This window comes from Roseicella sp. DB1501, from assembly GCF_013112485.1.
Classification (GTDB): domain Bacteria; phylum Pseudomonadota; class Alphaproteobacteria; order Acetobacterales; family Acetobacteraceae; genus Paracraurococcus.
In genome coordinates this window covers 163,386-181,654 of record NZ_JABFHG010000011.1, presented here as the reverse complement: position 1 = coordinate 181,654, position 18,269 = coordinate 163,386, and the positions used below count along the sequence as shown (strand labels likewise).

Here is an 18,269-nt window from a genome sequence, read left to right as displayed (position 1 = left end):
GTTTCAAGCCGGCGCCGTCCGTGGCTGCGGCTGCTGCCGGGCCAGCGCCACCGCGGCGGCGAAGGCGGCGAGGGAGAAGCCGAGCCCGGCGCCGAACACCGCCGCATGGCTCTCGCCGGTTGCGGCGAAGAGGGCGGCGAGGCCGAAGCCCACGACCGTCTGCACCACGGCGAAGGCCGCCGTGCACTGCACCCACAGCCCCGTCGCGCGCAGGCCGGCGATCTCCCGTGTCACCCCGAGCGTCACCGCCGTCACGCCCACCGCGGCGAAGCCTGCCAGCGCCGCCGCCGGCAGCACGAGCGGGGCATAGGGCGGCAGGGTGAGGCCGAGGGCGAGGACCTGGACCAGCAGCCAGAGCCGCAGGGTCGGCCGGCCGCCGAGGCGGTCCGCCACCCGCCCGCTCAGCACGCCGCCGGCGACGCCGGCGAGGCCGAATACCAGCCAGAGCAGCGCCCCGATGCCGATGCCGAGGCCCCGGCCGCGCGCGGCGAGGTCGGCGAGATAGACCATGGGCGGCACCATCCCCGCGCCATGCAGCCCATAGAGCAGCAGCAGCAGCCGGGCGCGGGGCGGCGCCTCGGCCGCGACGCCGCGCATCGCCATGTCCGGCCAGCGCGGATGCGCGAAGGCCCAGAGCAGCAGGACGAGGCCGGCGAGGCCAAGCCAGGTGGCCGGAAGCCCGGCCGGCAGCAGGGCGGGCACGGCGAGGGCGCCGGTGGCGATGCCGAGCCCGACGCCCGCGATGACCACGCCGCCGGCCGTGCCGCGCTGCTGCAGCGGCACCGAGGCCTGCGTCGCCGGGCCGGCGAGCGCCATCAGCAGCCCGCCCGCGACGCCCGCCAGGGTTCGCCAGGCCAGGAACCAGGGAAAGCCGCCATTCCAGGCGCAGGCGATCAGCGAGAGGACGATCAGCGCCATGCCGGCATCGAGGGTGCGCGGCACGCCGAGCCGCCGGCCCGCGCCGCGCCCGAGCAGCGTGCCAATCAGGTAGCCCAGCAGCGCCGCGGCGCCGAGCGTGCCGGCCTCGGCGCCGGTGACCCAGCCCTGGCCGACCATGGCGGGGAAGAGAGGCACATAGGCGAAGCGGGCGAGGCCGTTGCCGGAGGCGGTGGCGGCGCCACCGGCCAGGGCGTGGCGAAGGAAGGAGGACACGCGGCGAGCCTAGAGCAGATCGTGGGAGGGCGTGAGCGCCCGGACGCCGATGTCTGCCTGCCCTATAGTCTCTTGCGGCGTCTCGTTTCTTATAGGCATTAGGAATGCCGCAGGGTCGTTCCGCTCAGGCGGGAAATGCCGGCGGCTGCGTCGATCCGGCCTCGGGACCGCGGCAAGGCGCCGCATCATACGATCTCATCGCCGTCATGTTGTCGGAACTGCCGCGCGCCGCCTGCTTTTTCAACGCCATGTCCGACCTCGTCCAGCGCCGTGAGGCAAGGCTGCTCGCGCAGCAGACCGCGCTCGCGCGCTTCGGGGAGCGGGCGCTGCAATCGGAGGATCTGCAGGAGCTTCTGCATGAGGCCTGCCGGCTGATCGCGGAGGGATTCGATACCGGTCTCGCGAAGGTGCTCGAGTTGCAAAGCGACGGTCGCACCCTGGTGATGCGGGCCGGCTTCGGCTGGCGGCCGGGCCTGGTCGGCGAGGTGGCGCTGCGGGCCGAGGCGGGCACGCTGGAGGCGCTGCTGCTCGAAACCGAGCTGCCGGTCATATCGGAGGATTGCGCCGCCGATGATCGTTTCGTCCTGCCCGGCTTCATGCAGGAGCACGGGGTGTGCGCGGTCGCAAATGTCGTCGTCGCCGGCGCCGACGGCAAGGCGCCCTATGGCATCCTCGAGATCGACAGCCGCCAGCCGCGGCGCTTCACCGAGGACGAGGTCGCCTTCCTGCAATCCTATGCCAACATGCTCGCGGCGGCCGTCGAGCGGCTGCGGGTCGGCGACGAGCTGCGCGCCCGGTCCATCGAGGTCGAGCGGCTGCTCCGCGAGTTGCAGCATCGAGTCAAGAACAACCTTCAGGTCATCATTGGGCTGATGCAGCTGCAGGCGCGCTGCGCCGGCACGCCGGAGACACTCGCGGCGCTGCAGGCGGTGCGCCGGCGCGTCGACGCCCTGCGGCTGCTGCACGACAAATTCTACCTCGCCGGCGATGTCGACCGGGTCGATCTCGGCGCCTATCTCAGCGAGCTCGCCGGCACGCTCCTGCGCTTTCACGAGGATGCGCCGGGACGCATCCGGCTGGTGCTGGAGATGGGGCAGCAGATCGTGCCGCCCGAGCAGGCGGCGCCGCTTGGCCTGATCGTGCACGAATTCGTCGCCAACAGCCTCAGGCACGCCTTCGATGGCAGCGAGGGGAGCATCGGCCTGCGACTCGAGTCGGCGCGTGGCGGCGAGGTGCGGATGGTGCTCTGGGATGACGGGCGCGGCTTTCCCGGCGCGCCCTCCGGCGGGACCGGGATGCGGCTGATGGAGCGCCTGACGCAACAACTTTCGGCGCGCATGATCTGGGCCGGAAGCGGGCGTGGCACCCGCCTCACCCTGGTTTTCCGCCCGCTCCCGGCACGGTGAAGACCATTGCGCCTCAGGCTTCGGTAACTATTGCAAATCCAGATTCTTCTGTCGGCATTGCAATGCTGGCGGGATGCTCTACCGAGGCACGATGGACGCGCAAGCAGGAGCGCCCCTGGCGCTGGTCGTTGAGGACGAGGCGCTGTTGGCGCTCGAGATGGAAGACCTTCTGGTGGCGGAAGGCTTCGAGACTCTCATCATCGGCTCGGCCGATGCCATGGCGGGCATCCCCGTGGCCTCGGTCACGGTCGCGGTGGTCAATCTCCGCCTGAACGGCCGGCTCGCGGGCTATGAAATCATTCAGGAATTGCGGCGCCGCAGCCCGAATCTGCCGGTCGTGGTGGTGACGGGCTACGATGCGGATGCGCCGCAGGCCAATCTGCGTGGCCTCGGCTGGCCGACGGTGCGGCTGCAGAAGCCGCAGCATGGCGACCGGCTCATCCCGGCGGTGCGGGACGTGCTGCAGCAGGCCTCGCAAGGCCTGCGGCCCCAGGGCGGCCGGCGGGAGGTCGACCGGGCCACCGGCATCTGACGCCCAGCAAGGTCCGGCTCCGCTCGGGGGTACCCGGCAGGGCGGCGTGATAGTCGAGAATGTGGAAGTTCAGGGGGTGCCCGGCTCGGGGCTGAACATCTCCCGCTTGCCCGGCTTGTCCTTCCATTCATCCGCATCGGCCGGCGGCTCGCCCTTGCGGGTGATGTTGGGCCATTGCGTCGCATAGGTGCGGTTCAGCTCGGCGTAGTCAGCCGCGCGGTCGTCGCTGTCGGGCACGATCGCCTCGGCGGGGCATTCCGGCTCGCAGACGCCGCAATCGATGCACTCGTCCGGATGGATCACCAGCATGTTCTCGCCGACATAGAAGCAGTCCACCGGACAGACTTCCACGCAGTCCATGTACTTGCACTTGATGCAGTTTTCGAGAACGACATAAGTCACGGCTGACTGATCCCTCGCGCCCGGCGATGCGCCGGCGCAGAGATGGACCGCGATGGCCGGGATGGCAAGCCGCGGGTGATCCACCCTGCCGCAGGTCAGCCTTGCTGGGAAGGCGGCGGTGCCGAAAGGTCCTCGAACAGGCCCCGTGCCTCGCTGGCGGGGCCACGCCGCCCGCCCAGGGCCAGCACCCGCCAGATCCGCACGCTCCCGCGCTCCGGCGAGCCCAGCGCCAGGGTCAGCACGTCGCCGGGGCGCAGCCTGGCATGCGGCTTGTCTGTGGGCTGGCGATTGATCCGGACGCTGCCGGCCTCGACCATCCGGCTGCAGGCGGCGCGGGTCTTGGCGACCCGTGCGCACCAGAGCCATTTGTCGAGCCGCTGCCAGTCGCGGTCCTCGCCGCCCTCGGCCATCCGTCCCGCCTTCCCGCCGGGACGGTCAGCTCTGCTGCTGCTGCAGCTTCAGGCGGGCGAGCACGGCGAAGGGCGAATCCGGGTCCGGGCCGCTCGGCTCGGCCGGCTTGCCGTGCGACATGGTCGCGGACCGGTCGCCGCGATCGGGCCGCGAGCCGCGCGGGCCGCGGTCATCCTCGCGCCGGTCCGGCCGCGGGCCGCGCGGCGGCCCGCCGGGGCCGCGGTCGCGGTTCTGGAAGGGCTTGCCGCCGAAGCCGCCGCGCGAGACCTCGAGCTTGCCCGGGCCCTTGCGCAGCTCGGGCGGGATCGGCGGGCCGTAGAAGATCATGGCGGCGCTGGTCGGCGGCGGCAGCGGCGCATCCGGCACGGCGCGGGCCTCGCGCGGCGGGCGCTGGTCGCGCTCGCCCCGATCGCGCTCGCCCCGGTCGCGCCGCGGCGGGCGGTCCTGCCAGCCGCGCTGCTCCTGCCGGTCGCGCGGCGCCTGTCCCTCGCGGCCGCTCCGGGCCTCCTGTCGCTCGCGCGGCGGCCGGCCGGCGCCGGGCCCATGGCCCTCCCGCTGCTCTCCTGGCGCTCCGCGCTGATACTCTCCTGGCGCTCCGCGCTGGTGTTCTCCTGGCGCCCCGCGCCGGGGCGGCCGCTGCCCCTCGCGGCGCGGCCCCTCCGGCCGCGCGCCTGGACCGTGCCCCTGGCCATGCCGGGGGCCGCGATGTGGCTGGTGGTGCTGCGGCCGCGGCTGGGCGACGCGCACCGGCATCGGCGGGCCGTATTCGTCCTCGGCCAGCGGCGGCGGCTCGAGCAGCCGGAAGCCGAGCGCGGCGAGCGTCGGGGCCAGCGTGTCGGTTTTCACCCCGAGCCGGCTGGCGAGGTCGGGTGGCGGCGGCGCCGGGGCGCGCCGGGTCAGGAAGCCGAGCTCAGCGGCGATGCGCTCCGCGACGTCGAGGCGCACCAGCACCGAGCCGGCGGGCAGCCAGCCCATCGCCTGGGCGAAGCCCGGCGGCCAGCCGATGGGCGGTGGCGCATCGGCGGGCGGCGTCTCGCCCTCCACCGGCTCGCGCAGATGCAGCGCGACCAGGCCGGGGGCGGGCAGGGCGGGCGTGTCGATATTGCGCGACATGGCCCAGAGCTGGGCCCGCAGCGCCATGGCGCGCGGCTTCAGCGCCTCCGGCACGAAGAGCGCGAAGCGGCCGGCGCGGACGCCGATCGCCTTCAGCTTCTGCCGCAGCTCCTGGTTCACCGAGGCCAGGGTGTTGCCGGGGACCAGGCCGAGATGCTCGCGGAGCTGGAAGGCAGGGCCGCGCAGCGCGCCCTCGGCCTCGGCCTTGGCCTCGATGGTGGCGAGGATGGCCAGCTCCTTGCCGACCAGCCCCTCGATCCATTTCGCCAGCCGCGCCCGCACCCGCTCGCGCTGGGCGCCGTCGAGGAACTCGCTCGCCAGCACCTCGACCTGGGGCTTGCCCGGCTCGGCGCCGGGGCGCAGCCGGGCGATCTCGGCCGGCTCGGCGCCCGGGCTGGTCCAGGTGACGCGGTGGCCGGGGGTGAGGGCGAAGGCCTCGTCCTTCGCCGTCTCCACGGCGGCGACCCGGCGCGGCATCTCCTCGCGCAGCGCCCGGCGGGCGGCGCGGAGGACGAGCTTGCGCTCCTCCTCGGTCGCGCCCTCCGCCTCCGGGTGGAAGAGGAAGCCGGCGACGCGGCCGACCGCGTGCCCCTCCACGACCACCTCGCCCTGGCGGGTCACGGCGGAGGCGAGATTGTCCTCGGCATCGTCGAGGCGGCGGATGAGATGCGCGGCGCGGCGGTCGACGAAGCGGGCGGTCAGCCGCTCGTGCAGCGCGTCCGAGACGGCGTCCTCGGCGCGGCGGGCCTCGGCCTGGAAGCTGGCGGCGTCGCGCGTCCAGTCGGCGCGGGCGGCGATGTAGGACCAGATGCGGATATTCGCCAGCCGCGCCATCAGCGTGTCGAGGTCGCCCTCGGTGCTGCCGCACTGGGCGATCTGCCCGGCCACCCACTCGTCCGGCAGGGCGCCGTCCTCGGCCAGGTGCTTGAAGATGCGGCCGCAGAGCCGGACATGGGTGTCGTCGGCGAGCTTGCGGAAATCCGGCACCTGGCAGGCTTCCCAGAGCAGCCGGACGCGGTTGCGCCCCTGCGCCAGGCTCCGAACCTCCTCCTCCCGCGCCAGCTGGGCGAGGGTGACGAAATCATCCGCGTCATGGCCGCGGGCGAGGCCGGCCAGGGGCGGCGGCGCCGAGAGGCTGTCGATCAGCGCGTCCACGCCGCTGAAGTCCAGCTCGGGGTTGCGCCAGGCGAGCGTCTGCAGCGACTCGAAATTGTGGTTCTCGATCTTGTCGACGATCTCGTCCGGCAGGGGCGGGCAGTCGCCGGTGGTGCCGAAGCTGCCGTCGCGCATGCCGCGCCCGGCACGGCCGGCGATCTGCGCCGCCTCCTGCGCCGTCAGCATGCGGGCGACATGGCCGTCGAATTTCTGCAGGGCGGCGAAGGCGACATGGTCGACATCCATGTTCAGCCCCATCCCGATGGCGTCGGTCGCCACCAGGAAATCGACCTCGCGGTTCTGGTAGAGCGCCACCTGGGCGTTGCGGGTGCGCGGGCTGAGCCGCCCCATCACCACGGCGCAGCCGCCGCGGCGGCGGCGGATGGCCTCGGCGATGGCATAGACCTCGCTGGCCGAGAAGGCGACGACGGCGGAACGCGGCGGCAGCCGGGTCAGCTTGGCCGGGCCGGCATGGGTGAGCTGGGAGAGGCGCGGCCGGGTCTCGATCTCGGCCTGCGGCACCAGGCGCTGCAGCAGCGGCCGGATGGTCTCGGCGCCCATGAACATGGTCTCGACCATGCCGCGGGCATTGAGCAGCCGGTCGGTGAAGACATGGCCCCGGTCCGGATCGGCGCAGAGCTGGATCTCGTCCACCGCCACGAACTCGACCCGGCGATCGAGCGGCATGGCCTCCACCGTGCAGGCGAACCACTTCGCCTCCGGCGGGACGATCTTTTCCTCGCCGGTGATCAGGGCGACGTGGCGCTCGCCCTTGGCGGCGACCATCCGGTCGTAATTCTCGCGCGCCAGCAGGCGCAGCGGGAAGCCGATGATGCCGCTGCTATGGGCCAGCAGGCGGGTGATGGCCAGATGCGTCTTGCCGGTGTTGGTGGGGCCCAACACGGCCTTGACCCGGGCATCGAACATGGGGGTGTGGGTGTCGGGCATGCGGGCCCATGCATGGGCCGGATGCGCGCGATTTGCAACCGCGGGGCGGGGGCGTAAGGGGCGCGAGGTCGCGGCAGGGATGGGCGGTGGGGAGGCGGATGCCGGGATTTCGAGATGGAGGCGCGGGCGGCCCGGCCCAGGCGAGAGGGAGGCCCGTCGCCGGGCCGTCGCGGAATGGCCGACCGGGCCCGATGCCGGTTCCCGCCCGCTTCGCCCTGCTCTTCGCCGCCCAGTTCGCCGCCATCGGCGTGCTGATGCCCTTCCTCCCCGTGGTGCTCGCCGCGCAGGGACTGTCCCCGCAGCAGATCGCCCTGCTGCTCGCTGGCGCCTCGGTGGTGCGGCTGCTCGCCGCGCCGGCCGTCGGCCGCGGCGCCGACGGCCTCGGCGATGCCCGCAGCGTGCTGCTGCTCGCCGCGGCGCTGGCGAGCCTCGCCGTGACCGGCTTCGCCCTCGCCGAGGGCTTCGCGGCGCTGCTCCTGGTCGCGCTGCTGCATGCGCTGGTGAACGCGCCGGTCGTGCCGCTGACCGATGCGCTCTGCCTTGGCGCGGCGCGCGAGCGGGGCTTCGACTATGGCCGGGTGCGCTCGGCCGGCTCGCTCTCCTTCATCCTGGCGGCGGTCGCGGCCGGCCAGGCGGTCGGGCTGTTCGGGGTGACGAGCGTGGTCTGGATGGCATCCGGCGCCCTGGCGCTGACCGCCCTCGCCGCGCGCGGCCTGCCGGCTCTGCGGGCCGGCCAGAGCGGGGGCGGCGGCTTCCGTGCTCCCTTCGCCTTCCCGGCCTTCCGCCGGCTGCTGCCGGTCTCCGCCCTGATCCAGGGCAGCCATGCACTCTATTACGGCTTCGGCACGCTGCACTGGCAGGCTGCCGGGCTGTCGCCCGGGACCATCGGCCTGCTCTGGGCGGAAGGGGTGATGGCCGAGGTCGCGCTGTTCCTCTGGGGGCGGCCGCTGGTGCAGCGGCTGGGCGCCTCCGGCATGGCGATGCTGGCCGCGGCGGCGGGGCTGGTGCGCTGGAGCGTCACCGCCGAGACCACCTGGCTGCCGGCGCTCGCCGCCGTGCAGCTGCTGCATGCCGTCACCTTCGGGGCGCAGCATCTCGCGGCGATGCGGGTTCTCGCCGGTCTGCCGCCGGCCCAGGCGGCGACGGCGCAGACCTTGCATGCCTCGCTGGGCGTCGGCCTCGCCTCGGGCCTGCTGACCTTTGCCTCGGGGCCGCTTTACGCGGCGCTGGGGGGGCGGGGCTTTTGGGTGATGGCCGGGCTCTGCGCTCTCGCGCTTCCCCTGGCAGGGCGGCTTGCGCCTGCGAATCAGGATGCGACGATAGGCCGGGTCTGACGCATCGACGATGGCGGCCTGGCCTGCCCCTGCCCGGTGGCCCCCGGTGGAGTGCCGGTTCCCGGGCGGGGCCCCGGGCCCGCGAGACGGGGGAGCCGGAAAGGATGCTTCTCGAATTCCTGCTGCGACGATTGATCCGGACGGGCCGCCTGACGGTCCGCCATGCCGACGGCACGATCCGCGAATTCGGCCCCGGCCCCGCCCCGGCGGCGGGCATGGCCCTGCGCAGCCGGGCGGCGGCGCGCCGGCTGGGGCGCAACCCCGCCCTCGCCCTCGGCGAGCTCTATATGGATGGCGAGCTCGAGCCGGTCGGGTGCAGCATCTACGAGCTGCTGGAGCTGCTGGTCACCAATGTCTGGTCCGAGGAGACCTCGGCGCTCGACCAGCTCCTCACCCGGTCGCGCACGCTGCATCGCCGGCTGGCGCAGTTCAACCCGGCCAAGCGGTCGCAGCGCAACGTCGCCCACCATTATGACCTGGACGGGCGGCTCTTCAGCCTCTTCCTCGACCGCGACCGGCAGTATTCCTGCGCCTACTGGCAGACCGGCGAGGAGACGCTGGAGGAGGCGCAGGCGGCGAAGAAGCGGCACATCGCCGCCAAGCTGCGGCTCGATCGGCCGGATCTCGAGGTGCTCGACATCGGCTCGGGCTGGGGCGGCATGGCGCTGACGCTCGCGCGCGACTGGGGGGCGCGGGTCACCGGCATCACTCTCTCCGAGGAGCAGCTCGCCTATTCCCGGGCGCGGGCGGAGGCGGAGGGCCTCGCCGACCGGGTCCGCTTCGAGCTGATGGACTATCGGACCTGGCATCGCCCGGTGGATCGGGTGGTCTCGGTCGGCATGTTCGAGCATGTCGGGCTGCCTGACTACCGCCGCTTCTTCGAGGTGGTGCGCCGCGCCCTGAAGCCGGATGGGGTGGCGCTGATCCATGCCATCGGCCGGTCGAGCGGGCCGGGCGTGACCAATGCCTGGGTCCTGAAATACATCTTCCCCGGCTCCTACTGCCCAGCGCTGTCGGAGGTGATGCCGGCGGTCGAGAAATCCGGCCTCTGGGTGACCGATATCGAGATCCTGCGCCTGCACTACGCCATCACGCTGCGGGAATGGCGCCGCCGCTTCGCCGCCAATCGCGACACCATCCAATCGCTCTATGACGAGCGCTTCTGCCGGATGTGGGAGTTCTACCTGGCGATCTGCGAGCTGGCCTTCCGCGAGAGCGACCACATGAACTGGCAGATCCAGCTGACGCGGGAGCGGGAGACGCTGCCGCTGACCCGCGACTGGGCGTTCGAGACGGAGCGGGCCCGGGCGAGGGTCGACCAGGAGGACGCCTGAGATCGTTGCCGGGCGGGGGGCAGGCGGGCGCGGCCGCCCGCGTCCATGATTCGTCCACCGGTCCGGGGCAGGGATGGGGGCAGGGATGGGGGCAGGGAACAGGGGCCGGGGCGGGGGCGGCGTGGCGCCGCCGTCACGGCTGGGTGCGGCATGCCGGCCGTCCCCGTTATCCACAGCTATCCCCACGATCCACAGGGGGCGTCCCGCGCTAGACTGGCCGCATGAACACCATCGAACAGCCGTCCTTTGCCCCCACCGGCGGGCTGCTCGGCCTCTCGCAGCGCATCCCCCCGTCCAACCTGCAGGCCGAGCAGGCGCTGCTCGGGGCGTTGCTGGCGAACAACAAGGCCTATGAGCGGGTTTCGGAATTCCTCGCGCCCGAGCATTTCGCCGACCCTGTGCATGGCCGCATCTTCCGCGCCATCCAGCGGCGGATCGAGGCGGGGCAGCTCGCCGATGTCGTAACCCTGCGGCCGGAATTCGAGCATTCCGGCCTGCTCGACGAGGTGGGCGGCCCGGCCTATCTGGCGCAGCTCCTCTCCGCCATGGTCGGCATCATCAATGCCGGCGAGTACGGCCGCATCGTGCATGACTGCTGGCTGCGCCGGCAGCTCGTCGATGTCGGCGAGGAGGTGGTGAACCGCGCCTTCGGGGCGGAGGCGGAGCTCTCGGCCAAGGAGCAGCTCGAGGCGGCCGAACAGCGGCTCTTCGACCTAGCGAAGGATGGCGGCACCGATGGCGGCTTCGTCACCTTCGAGCGGGCGTTGACCGATGCCGTGCTGCTGGCGGAGAAGGCCTTCTCCACTCCGGGCGGCGTCTCCGGCCTGCCGAGCGGGCTGCGCGACCTCGACGCCAAGACCGGCGGCCTGCACGGCTCCGACCTGCTGATCGTCGCCGGCCGCCCGGCCATGGGCAAGACGGCGCTTGCCACCAAGATCGCCTTCGGCGCTGCCCAGGCGCTGGTGCGCGAGGCGCAGGAGAAGGGGGAGGGCGTGCAGCCACGCGGCACGGTTGCCATCTTCTCCCTCGAGATGAGCGCCGACCAGCTCGCCACCCGCCTGCTCTCGGAGAGTGCCCGGATCTCGGGCGACAAGATCCGCCGCGGCGACATCTCGCAGCGCGACTTCGACCGCTTCGTCGAGGTCAGCCGCGAGCTCTCCACCCTGCCGCTGGTCATCGACGACACCCCGGCCATCACCATCTCGGCGCTCCGCACCCGCTGCCGACGCCTCAAGCGCACCCGCGGGCTGGAGCTGGTGGTGGTGGACTATCTGCAGCTCATGCGCCCGGCCGCCGGCACGCGGCCGGAGAGCCGGGTGCTGGAGATCTCGATGATCACCCAGGGGCTGAAGGCCATCGCCAAGGAGCTCTCGGTCCCGGTCATCGCCCTCTCGCAGCTCTCCCGCCAGGTGGAGCAGCGCGAGGACAAGCGGCCGCAGCTCTCCGACCTGCGCGAATCCGGCTCGATCGAGCAGGATGCCGACATGGTGATGTTCGTCTACCGCGACGAGTACTACCTGGCGCAGCGTGCTCCGAAGGAGCTCACCTTCGACAACGCCGCCAAGTACGAGGAGGCGCTGACGAAGTGGCAGGCCGACATGGAGAGCGCCCACAACAAGGCGGAGCTGATCATCGCCAAGCAGCGGCACGGCCCGACCGGCACGGTGCGGCTCTTCTTCGAGAGCGAGTTCACCCGCTTCGGCGATCTCGACCAGGTGCACGGGCCGGAGGCGCATTGAGCGCTCCGGCCCATTTTCCCCTGCCGCGGCGGCGTCAGCCCTGCCGCAGGCCGGGCGGCGCCATCTGCCGGGCCGCCTGCAGCCAAGCCTGCTGTCCCGCCGTGAGCACGTCCAAATAGCTGCACAGCAGCTGGTGCTGCGCCTCGAGCAGCGGCGTCGGATCGGCGAGGCGGAACAGCTCCTGCCCGATCCGCAGCTGCGTGCGGACCATGTCGTTCATGAGGCCGCCGAGGGCCAGCGGCACCTCCCGCAGCGCCGCTGCCTCGCCCGCGCCCGGCAGGGCCCGCGTCATCGGCCCGGCGCTCTCCCGCACGGCCTCGGCGAGCCGCCGGCCGCCCTCGGCCGCAAGGGTCACGCCTTCCCGCCCCGCCTCGGCGGTGCGCTCCAGCGTCTCGGCCGCCGTCGCGCCGCCGCGCTGCGCCGCCTCGGCCTGATGCGCGGCCATGGACCGCACGGTCTCGGCCGTCGCGGCGGCCACCTGCCGCGCGCCTTCCGCCGCGGCATCGCCGGTCTGGGTCACCACCCCGGCCAGGGCGGGGCCGGCCTGCCGCATCGGCTCGGTGCCGCCCGGCGCCGCGCTGCGCCGTGCAGCGCCACTGTCCGGCCGATGCGACGGGGTCGTGTGATGGGCCATGACTGGGGTCCTTCCTGCCTGCTGCCTCCGGCAGCCTGTGTTGGACCGGCTTCGATCCGGGACGTGGAAAAGCGCCGCGCGGCAAAACCAGGTATGATTGCGTAGCGGCCGCAGCAACGCCGGCCCAGGCTGCTGGTTGCGCTGCAATATCAAGAGTTGGTCATGCGTGAGCCTCCGTCGCAGCCGTGACCGCCGGGGCTTGCCCCGGCAGGCGCTGCGGTCCATGCCCGACCAAGCCCGGCGGGAGCGGCCGCGGGCCGGACGATCCAACTGGCGACGCGCCTGCGGGCGGCGCGAGGACGCTTCAGTGATGCGGGGTGAGCCGATGCAGGCGGTGCTGACCGTCGATCTCGACGCCGTGGCCACCAATTGGCGCCTGTTGCGGGACCGCGCGGCGCCCGGCCGGGTGGCGGGCGTGGTGAAGGCGGATGCCTATGGGCTCGGCCTCGCCGCGGTCGGTCGGGCGCTGGCCGCGGCCGGTTGCCGGGACTTCTTCGTCGCGCATCTCGCCGAGGGCGTGGCGCTGCGGGCGGCGATCGGGCCGGGACCCTCGATCGCCGTGCTGAACGGCTTCGCCCCCGGCGCGGATGAGAGGGCCGGGCTGCTGCCGGTGCTGAACGGGCTCGGCGATGTCGAGGCCTGGGGCGCTGCCGCCGCGGCGGCGGACAGGCAACTTCCCGCCCTGCTGCACGTCGATACCGGCATGGCGCGGCTCGGCCTGCCACCGGCCGAATTCGAGACCTTGGCCGACGATCCGGGCCGTCTCGCCGGGCTTGCCCTGCAGGCCGTCATGACCCACCTCGCCTGCGCCGACGCGCCGGAGCACCCGCTGAATGCCGAGCAATCCGCCCGCTTCGCCGCCATCCGCGCCCGGCTGCCCGCCCTGCCGGCGAGCTTCGCCAATTCCTCGGGCCTTTTCCTCGGGCCGGGCTTCGCCTCCGATCTCGCGCGGCCGGGCTGCGCCCTCTACGGCATCAACCCGACGCCCGGCCGCCCCAACCCCATGCGGCAGGTCGTGACGCTGGCCGCGCCGGTGCTGCAGGTGCGGGAGATCCCGGCCGGCGCCCCGGTCGGCTATGGCGCGGGCTGGACGGCGCCGCGGCCGAGCCGGATCGCCACCGTTGCCGCCGGCTATGCCGATGGCTACCTTCGCAGCCTGTCCGGACGGGCCGTCGGCATGGTCCGCGGCCGGCCGGTGCCCCTGGTCGGCCGGGTGTCCATGGATCTCACCACCTTCGACGTCACCGCGTTGCCGGACCTCCGCCCGGGCGAGATGGTGCAGCTCATCGGCCCCGGGAACACGCCGGACGAGGTCGCAGAGCGGGCCGGCACCATCGGCTACGAAATCCTCACCGCCCTTGGCGGGCGCTACCGCCGCGACTATCGCATCGCCTGATGGACAGCTATCTGCTCGACCCGCTGGCGGCGCTCGGCCGCGCCGCCTTCGCCGTCTGCCGCACGGTCGGCGGCGTCGCCCTCTTCGCGCTCGATGCGCTGAGCCACCTCGTCCGGCCGCCCTTCTATGGCCGGCTCTTCTGGCGCGCCTTCGTCGAGATCGCCTGGTTCTCCCTGCCGGTGGTGGCGCTGACCGCGGTCTTCACCGGCATGGTGCTGGCGCTGCAGAGCTATACCGGCTTCGCCCGCTTCAATGCGCAATCCGCCATCGCCAGCGTCGTCGTCATCTCGTTGACGCGCGAGCTCGGCCCGGTGCTGGCGGCGCTGATGGTCTCGGGACGGATCGGCGCCAGTTTCGCCGCCGAGATCGGCACCATGCGGGTGACCGACCAGATCGACGCGCTGAGCACGCTCTCCACCAACCCGATGAAATACCTGGTGACGCCGCGCCTGCTCGCCGCGGTCATCGCCCTGCCGCTGCTGGTGCTGGTGGCGGACATCCTCGGCGTCATGGGTGGCTGGCTGATCGGCACCTACAAGCTCGGCTTCGTCTCCGCCGCCTATCTGCACTCCACCTTCGACGTGCTGCAGGTGCAGGATGTCGTCTCGGGCCTGGTCAAGGCGGCCGTCTTCGGCTTCGTCATCGCGCTGATGGGCACTTGGTGCGGCTATACCTCGAAGGGCGGGGCGCAGGGCGTCGGCGGCGCGACCACCACGGCCGTCGTCGCCTCCTCCATCCTGATCCTGGCGCTCGACTACGTGCTGACCGAGGCCTTCTTCGCGCGATGAGGGACATGGCCGATCCGGCAACCCGCCCCGCCGCCCGTCCTGCCGTTGGGGCGGTGCCGAAGATCCGCATGCGCGGCGTGCGCAAGGCCTTCGGCGCCAAGCAGGTGCTGGACGGCGTCGATCTGGACGTCGCCGCCGGGCATTCGATGGTGGTCCTCGGCGGCTCGGGCAGCGGCAAGTCGGTGACGATCAAGTGCATCCTCGGCATGATCGAGCCCGATGCCGGCCTGATCGAGATCGACGGCAAGGACGTGCTGCGCATGTCCCGCGGCGAGCGCGAGGCGCTCGGCGACCGCATCGGCATGCTGTTCCAGAACGGCGCGCTCTTCGACAGCCTGCCAGTCTGGGAGAATGTCTGCTTCAAGCTGCTGGCGCAGAACCGCATCAGCCGCACGCAGGCGCGCGACAAGGCGGCGGAGGTGCTGGCGCAGGTCGGGCTCGACGGCTCGGTGGGCGACCTCTCGCCGGCCGAGCTCTCGGGCGGCATGCAGAAGCGCGTGGCGCTGGCCCGGGCGATCGCGGCCCAGCCCGACATCATCTTCTTCGACGAGCCGACCACCGGGCTCGACCCGATCATGGGCGCGGTGATCGACGGGCTGATCGTCGACTGCGTGAAGCGCCTCGGCGCGACGGCGATCTCCATCACCCATGACATGGCGAGCGCCCGCCGCATCGGCGACGACGCGGCCATGCTCTACAGGGGGAAGATCGTCTGGACCGGCCCCGCCGGCACGCTCGGCCATACCGGCAATGCGATGGTCGACCAGTTCGCCAATGGCGAGCGGGAGGGGCCGATCCGCATGGAGCTGCGGCGGTAGGCGCGCATGGCGGGCCGCATGCCACCCTGGCTTGCGCTCCTTGCCCTGCTGCCCGCCGGCTGCGCCATGGGCACGCAGCCAGAGCCGCGCCCGCCGGGCGGCTATGCCGCGCTGCGCTTCACCCGCGACGTCGAGCTTCCCGGCGCGCTCGGCAATGCCTGGCTGTTCCCCGCCGGCACGGTGCTGGTCGGCGACCGCAGGCGGCAGGCGGATGACGAGCTGCTCTATTGCGGCAGCATGACCATCTACAACCTGCGCACCGAGACGCGGCCGACCTGCCTCATCCGCCGCGGCGACACGGTCTACATCAATGCCGACCAGCTCCGGGTGGGCTTCGAGCGGCGCCTGCCGACCGGCGTGCTGGAGGAGATGAGGCAGTAGTATCCTGCCCCTCAAACGCCGGGCGCAAACCTCCGGTTTGCCTGGGCCTTCGCGGCATAAGCCGCGGCGCCCATTCGGGCGCTTGGCCCAGCGGGCCGCGGGTTGGAATTCTGTGTGCTCGGTATGAGCGCCGGCGCCGGCTCGCCTTCAGCGCCGCGGCGGGTCGGCCGCGGCCGCGGCCGTCGCCGGGTCCTCCGGCCAGTGATGCTTCGGATAGCGCCCGCGCATGTCCTTGCGGGCATCCAGCCAGCCGCCTTTCCAGAAGCCCGCGAGGTCGCCGGTCACCGCGATCGGCCGGCCCGCCGGCGAGAGCAGCGCCACCTGCAGCGGCACGCGCCCCCCGGCGAGGGGCGGCAGGGAGGCCATGCCGTAGAGGTGCTGCGCGCGGGCCTCCAGCGTCGGCACCTCGCGCGCATAGTCGATGGCGGCGCTGCGGCCGGCCGGCAGCGCCAGCCTGGCGGGCAGCGCCTCGTCCAGCCGGCGGCGCTGCTCCCAGGGGAGGGATTGCAGCAACAGCTCCGGCAGGTTCAGCCCGGCGAGCTCGGCGAGCCTGGTCATCCCGTGCAGATGCGGCGCCAGCCAGTCCTGCACGCCGGCGGCGAGCGCGGCGTCGGAGAGGTCGGGCCAGTCCCCGCCCTCCGCCCTGCGCATCCAACCCACCCGCGCCTGGAGCTGCCGCGCCGCCGCGCCCCAGGGCAGGTCGCGCAGGTCCCGCTCCGCGACCGCGGCGGCGAGTGCCGCGGCGGCGGCCGCCGGATCGGCCTGCGGGATGGCCGTCTCCTCCAGCACCAGCGGCCCGAAGCGCAGCCGCCGCCGCGCCAGCACGGCGCCGGCCCTGGCATCGAAGGCGGCGCCCTCCTCGCGCCGGAAGCGATCGGGGAAGCGTGCCTCCAACGCCGCCCGTTCGATCGGCGCGGCCATGCGGATGCGCGCCTCGGTCCCCTGCAGTTCGAGATCGGCGACGGCGAGCAGCGGCGCCTTGGCCAGCGGGTCGGTCGCCGGCAGCCGCGCGCCCTGACCTGACGCGAGGCGGAAGGCGCCGGCCATGACGCCGCGCCGGGCGGCGATGCGGTCGGGGAAGCCGGCGGCGAGCAGGGCGCCGGCATCGCCCTCGGGCAGGGTCGAGCCATGCACGCCCAGCCGCCGCCGGTGCAGCGCCGCGGCGCGGAGGATGCGCTGCACCGCGCCCCGGTCGGCCTCGGGATGGTCGCCGCCATGCAGCAGCTCCAGCCGCAGGGTGATGTCGGCCGGCGCCTCCCGCCGGTCAGAGCCGCGCGACGGGCCGCGGCGGATCGGGTCGCGCTCCTCCAGCAGGGCGGCGAGATCGGCGGCCAGCGCCTTCTCGCCCTCGGTCCCGGCGGCGGCCAGCATGCGGGCGAGGCGGGGATGGGTGCCGAGCCGGGCCATGCGGCGGCCGGTCGCGGTGACCGTCCCCGCCGCATCCAGCGCGTCGAGATCGGCGAGCAGCGCCCGGGCGGCGGCGAGCGTCCCGGCGGGCGGCGGGTCGAGCCAGGCGAGATCCCCCGGCGCCGCGCCCCAGGCGGCGAGGTCGAGGGCGAGGCCCGAGAGCTCCTCCTCCAGGATCGCCGGCCGGTCCTGCGGCGCCAGGCCGCGATGCATCGCCTCCGACCAGAGCCGGATCGCCACCCCCGGCGCGGTGCGGCCGGCGCGGCCGGCGCGCTGCTCGGCGGCGGCCTTGCTGATGCGCAGGGTGACGAGGCGGGAGAGGCCGGTCGCCGGGTCGAGCCGCGGCGCCCGGCGGAAGCCGCCATCCACCACGATGCGCACGCCCGGCACGGTCAGCGAGGTCTCGGCGATGGAGGTGGCCAGCACCACCTTGCGACGCGGATTCGGCCCACCATGGGGGGTGAGCGCCCGGTCCTGCTCGGCCGGCGGCATCTCGCCATGCAGCGGCAGCACATCGGCCTCGACGCCGCCGAGCCGCTCGGCGGTGCGACGGATCTCGCCCCAGCCAGGGAGGAAGGCGAGAACGTCGCCCGGATGCGCCCGTAGCGCTTCGCGGATCGTCCCGGCCATGGCCTCGGGCAGGTCGCGGGGGTCGCGCAGGTCGCGCGGCCGGTGCTCGATGGCGACGGGAAAGGCGCGGCCGAGGCTTTCGATCCGCGGCGCCGGCCCCGCCGGCCCTCCCATCAGCCCGGCGAAGGCGCCGCCATCGAGCGTCGCCGACATCGCCAGCAGCCGCAGCTCGGGTCGCAGGGCGCGCTGCAGGTCGAGGCAGAGGGCGAGGGCGAGGTCGGTGTCGAGGTTGCGCTCATGCGCCTCGTCGAACAGGACGCCGGCGACGCCCTCCAGCCCCGGATCGGATTGCAGCCGGCGGACCAGCAGCCCCTCGGTCACCACCTCGACGCGGGTGGCGGCCGAGACGGCCCGGTCGAGCCGGGTGGCAAGGCCGATGGTCTGGCCAGGCGCGGCCTCGCCGAGCAGCTCGGCCATGCGCCGCGCCGCGGCCCGGGCGGCGACGCGGCGCGGCTCCAGCACCAGCAGCTTGCCGCCCGCGGCCCAGGGCTCGCCGCGCAGCACCAGCGGCACCAGCGTGGTCTTGCCGGCGCCGGGCGGGGCGATGAGAAGGGCGTTCGGCCCCTGGCGCAGCGCGGCGGTGAGCGCCGGCAGCGCCTCGGTCACCGGAAGGTCGGCCGGAGGATGGGGCAGCATGCCGGCGCTTATAGGGGCGGGCGCGGCCCAGTCACCCCGAATAGGGCATCCCG

At 73.3% G+C, this 18,269-nt stretch carries 15 protein-coding genes; 9 read left to right on the top strand and 6 right to left on the bottom strand.

The window, feature by feature from the left end; translation table 11 throughout:
- Positions 1–3: 3 nt before the first annotated feature.
- A complete protein-coding gene (locus HJG45_RS20850; RefSeq protein ID WP_171614666.1) occupies positions 4–1,152 on the bottom strand; it encodes a YbfB/YjiJ family MFS transporter in 1,149 nt (382 codons plus the stop codon).
- 248 nt (positions 1,153–1,400) lie between these two features.
- Between HJG45_RS20850 and HJG45_RS20845 the strand changes: the two genes are divergently transcribed.
- A complete protein-coding gene (locus HJG45_RS20845) occupies positions 1,401–2,558 on the top strand; it encodes a sensor histidine kinase (RefSeq protein ID WP_171614664.1) in 1,158 nt (385 codons plus the stop codon).
- A complete protein-coding gene (locus HJG45_RS28930; RefSeq protein WP_171614662.1) occupies positions 2,512–3,090 on the top strand; it encodes a response regulator in 579 nt (192 codons plus the stop codon). The genes HJG45_RS20845 and HJG45_RS28930 overlap by 47 nt, the downstream gene beginning before the upstream one ends.
- A 69-nt stretch (positions 3,091–3,159) precedes the next feature.
- Here HJG45_RS28930 and fdxA read toward each other — a convergent pair whose 3' ends face one another.
- The 3 genes from fdxA to HJG45_RS20825 all read right to left on the bottom strand — a co-directional run bounded on the left by fdxA (position 3,160) and on the right by HJG45_RS20825 (position 7,119).
- On the bottom strand, positions 3,160–3,492 hold the full coding sequence (gene fdxA, locus HJG45_RS20835) for a ferredoxin FdxA (RefSeq protein WP_171614660.1): 333 nt from the start codon (positions 3,490–3,492) through the stop codon (positions 3,160–3,162).
- 95 nt (positions 3,493–3,587) lie between these two features.
- Positions 3,588–3,902, bottom strand: coding sequence for an RNA-binding S4 domain-containing protein (locus tag HJG45_RS20830; protein ID WP_171614658.1), 315 nt, complete (start codon positions 3,900–3,902; stop codon positions 3,588–3,590).
- 25 nt (positions 3,903–3,927) lie between these two features.
- Positions 3,928–7,119, bottom strand: coding sequence for a helicase-related protein (locus HJG45_RS20825; protein ID WP_254452681.1), 3,192 nt, complete (start codon positions 7,117–7,119; stop codon positions 3,928–3,930).
- 191 nt (positions 7,120–7,310) lie between these two features.
- Between HJG45_RS20825 and HJG45_RS20820 the strand changes: the two genes are divergently transcribed.
- The 3 genes from HJG45_RS20820 to HJG45_RS20810 all read left to right on the top strand — a co-directional run bounded on the left by HJG45_RS20820 (position 7,311) and on the right by HJG45_RS20810 (position 11,526).
- A complete protein-coding gene (locus HJG45_RS20820) occupies positions 7,311–8,453 on the top strand; it encodes an MFS transporter (protein ID WP_171614656.1) in 1,143 nt (380 codons plus the stop codon).
- Positions 8,454–8,557: 104 nt separating this feature from the next.
- On the top strand, positions 8,558–9,787 hold the full coding sequence (locus HJG45_RS20815; protein WP_171614654.1) for a cyclopropane-fatty-acyl-phospholipid synthase family protein: 1,230 nt from the start codon (positions 8,558–8,560) through the stop codon (positions 9,785–9,787).
- Between the two features lie 221 nt (positions 9,788–10,008).
- Entirely contained in the window at positions 10,009–11,526 is a 1,518-nt protein-coding gene (locus HJG45_RS20810; protein WP_171614652.1) for a replicative DNA helicase, read from the top strand.
- Positions 11,527–11,560: 34 nt separating this feature from the next.
- Here HJG45_RS20810 and HJG45_RS20805 read toward each other — a convergent pair whose 3' ends face one another.
- Positions 11,561–12,160 (bottom strand): hypothetical protein, encoded by a 600-nt coding sequence (locus HJG45_RS20805; RefSeq protein WP_171614650.1) that lies wholly within the window; start codon positions 12,158–12,160, stop codon positions 11,561–11,563.
- Positions 12,161–12,470: 310 nt separating this feature from the next.
- On the opposite strand from HJG45_RS20805, the gene alr reads away from it, so the two are divergent.
- Genes alr through HJG45_RS20785 form a run of 4 tightly spaced genes read left to right on the top strand, consistent with a single transcriptional unit; the run spans position 12,471 to position 15,543 of the window.
- Positions 12,471–13,556, top strand: a complete 1,086-nt coding sequence (alr, locus tag HJG45_RS20800; RefSeq protein ID WP_171614648.1) for an alanine racemase — start codon at positions 12,471–12,473, stop codon at positions 13,554–13,556.
- Positions 13,556–14,344, top strand: a complete 789-nt coding sequence (locus tag HJG45_RS20795) for an ABC transporter permease (RefSeq protein WP_171614646.1) — start codon at positions 13,556–13,558, stop codon at positions 14,342–14,344. The genes alr and HJG45_RS20795 overlap by 1 nt, the downstream gene beginning before the upstream one ends.
- A gap of 5 nt (positions 14,345–14,349) precedes the next feature.
- A complete protein-coding gene (locus tag HJG45_RS20790) occupies positions 14,350–15,162 on the top strand; it encodes an ABC transporter ATP-binding protein (RefSeq protein WP_171614644.1) in 813 nt (270 codons plus the stop codon).
- 18 nt (positions 15,163–15,180) lie between these two features.
- Positions 15,181–15,543: a hypothetical protein gene (locus HJG45_RS20785; protein WP_171614642.1), complete on the top strand. Its 363-nt coding sequence runs from the start codon at positions 15,181–15,183 to the stop codon at positions 15,541–15,543.
- 147 nt (positions 15,544–15,690) lie between these two features.
- Here HJG45_RS20785 and hrpB read toward each other — a convergent pair whose 3' ends face one another.
- Complete coding sequence (gene hrpB / locus HJG45_RS20780) at positions 15,691–18,216, bottom strand: ATP-dependent helicase HrpB (protein WP_171614640.1); 2,526 nt, start codon at positions 18,214–18,216, stop codon at positions 15,691–15,693.
- Positions 18,217–18,269: the final 53 nt, after the last annotated feature.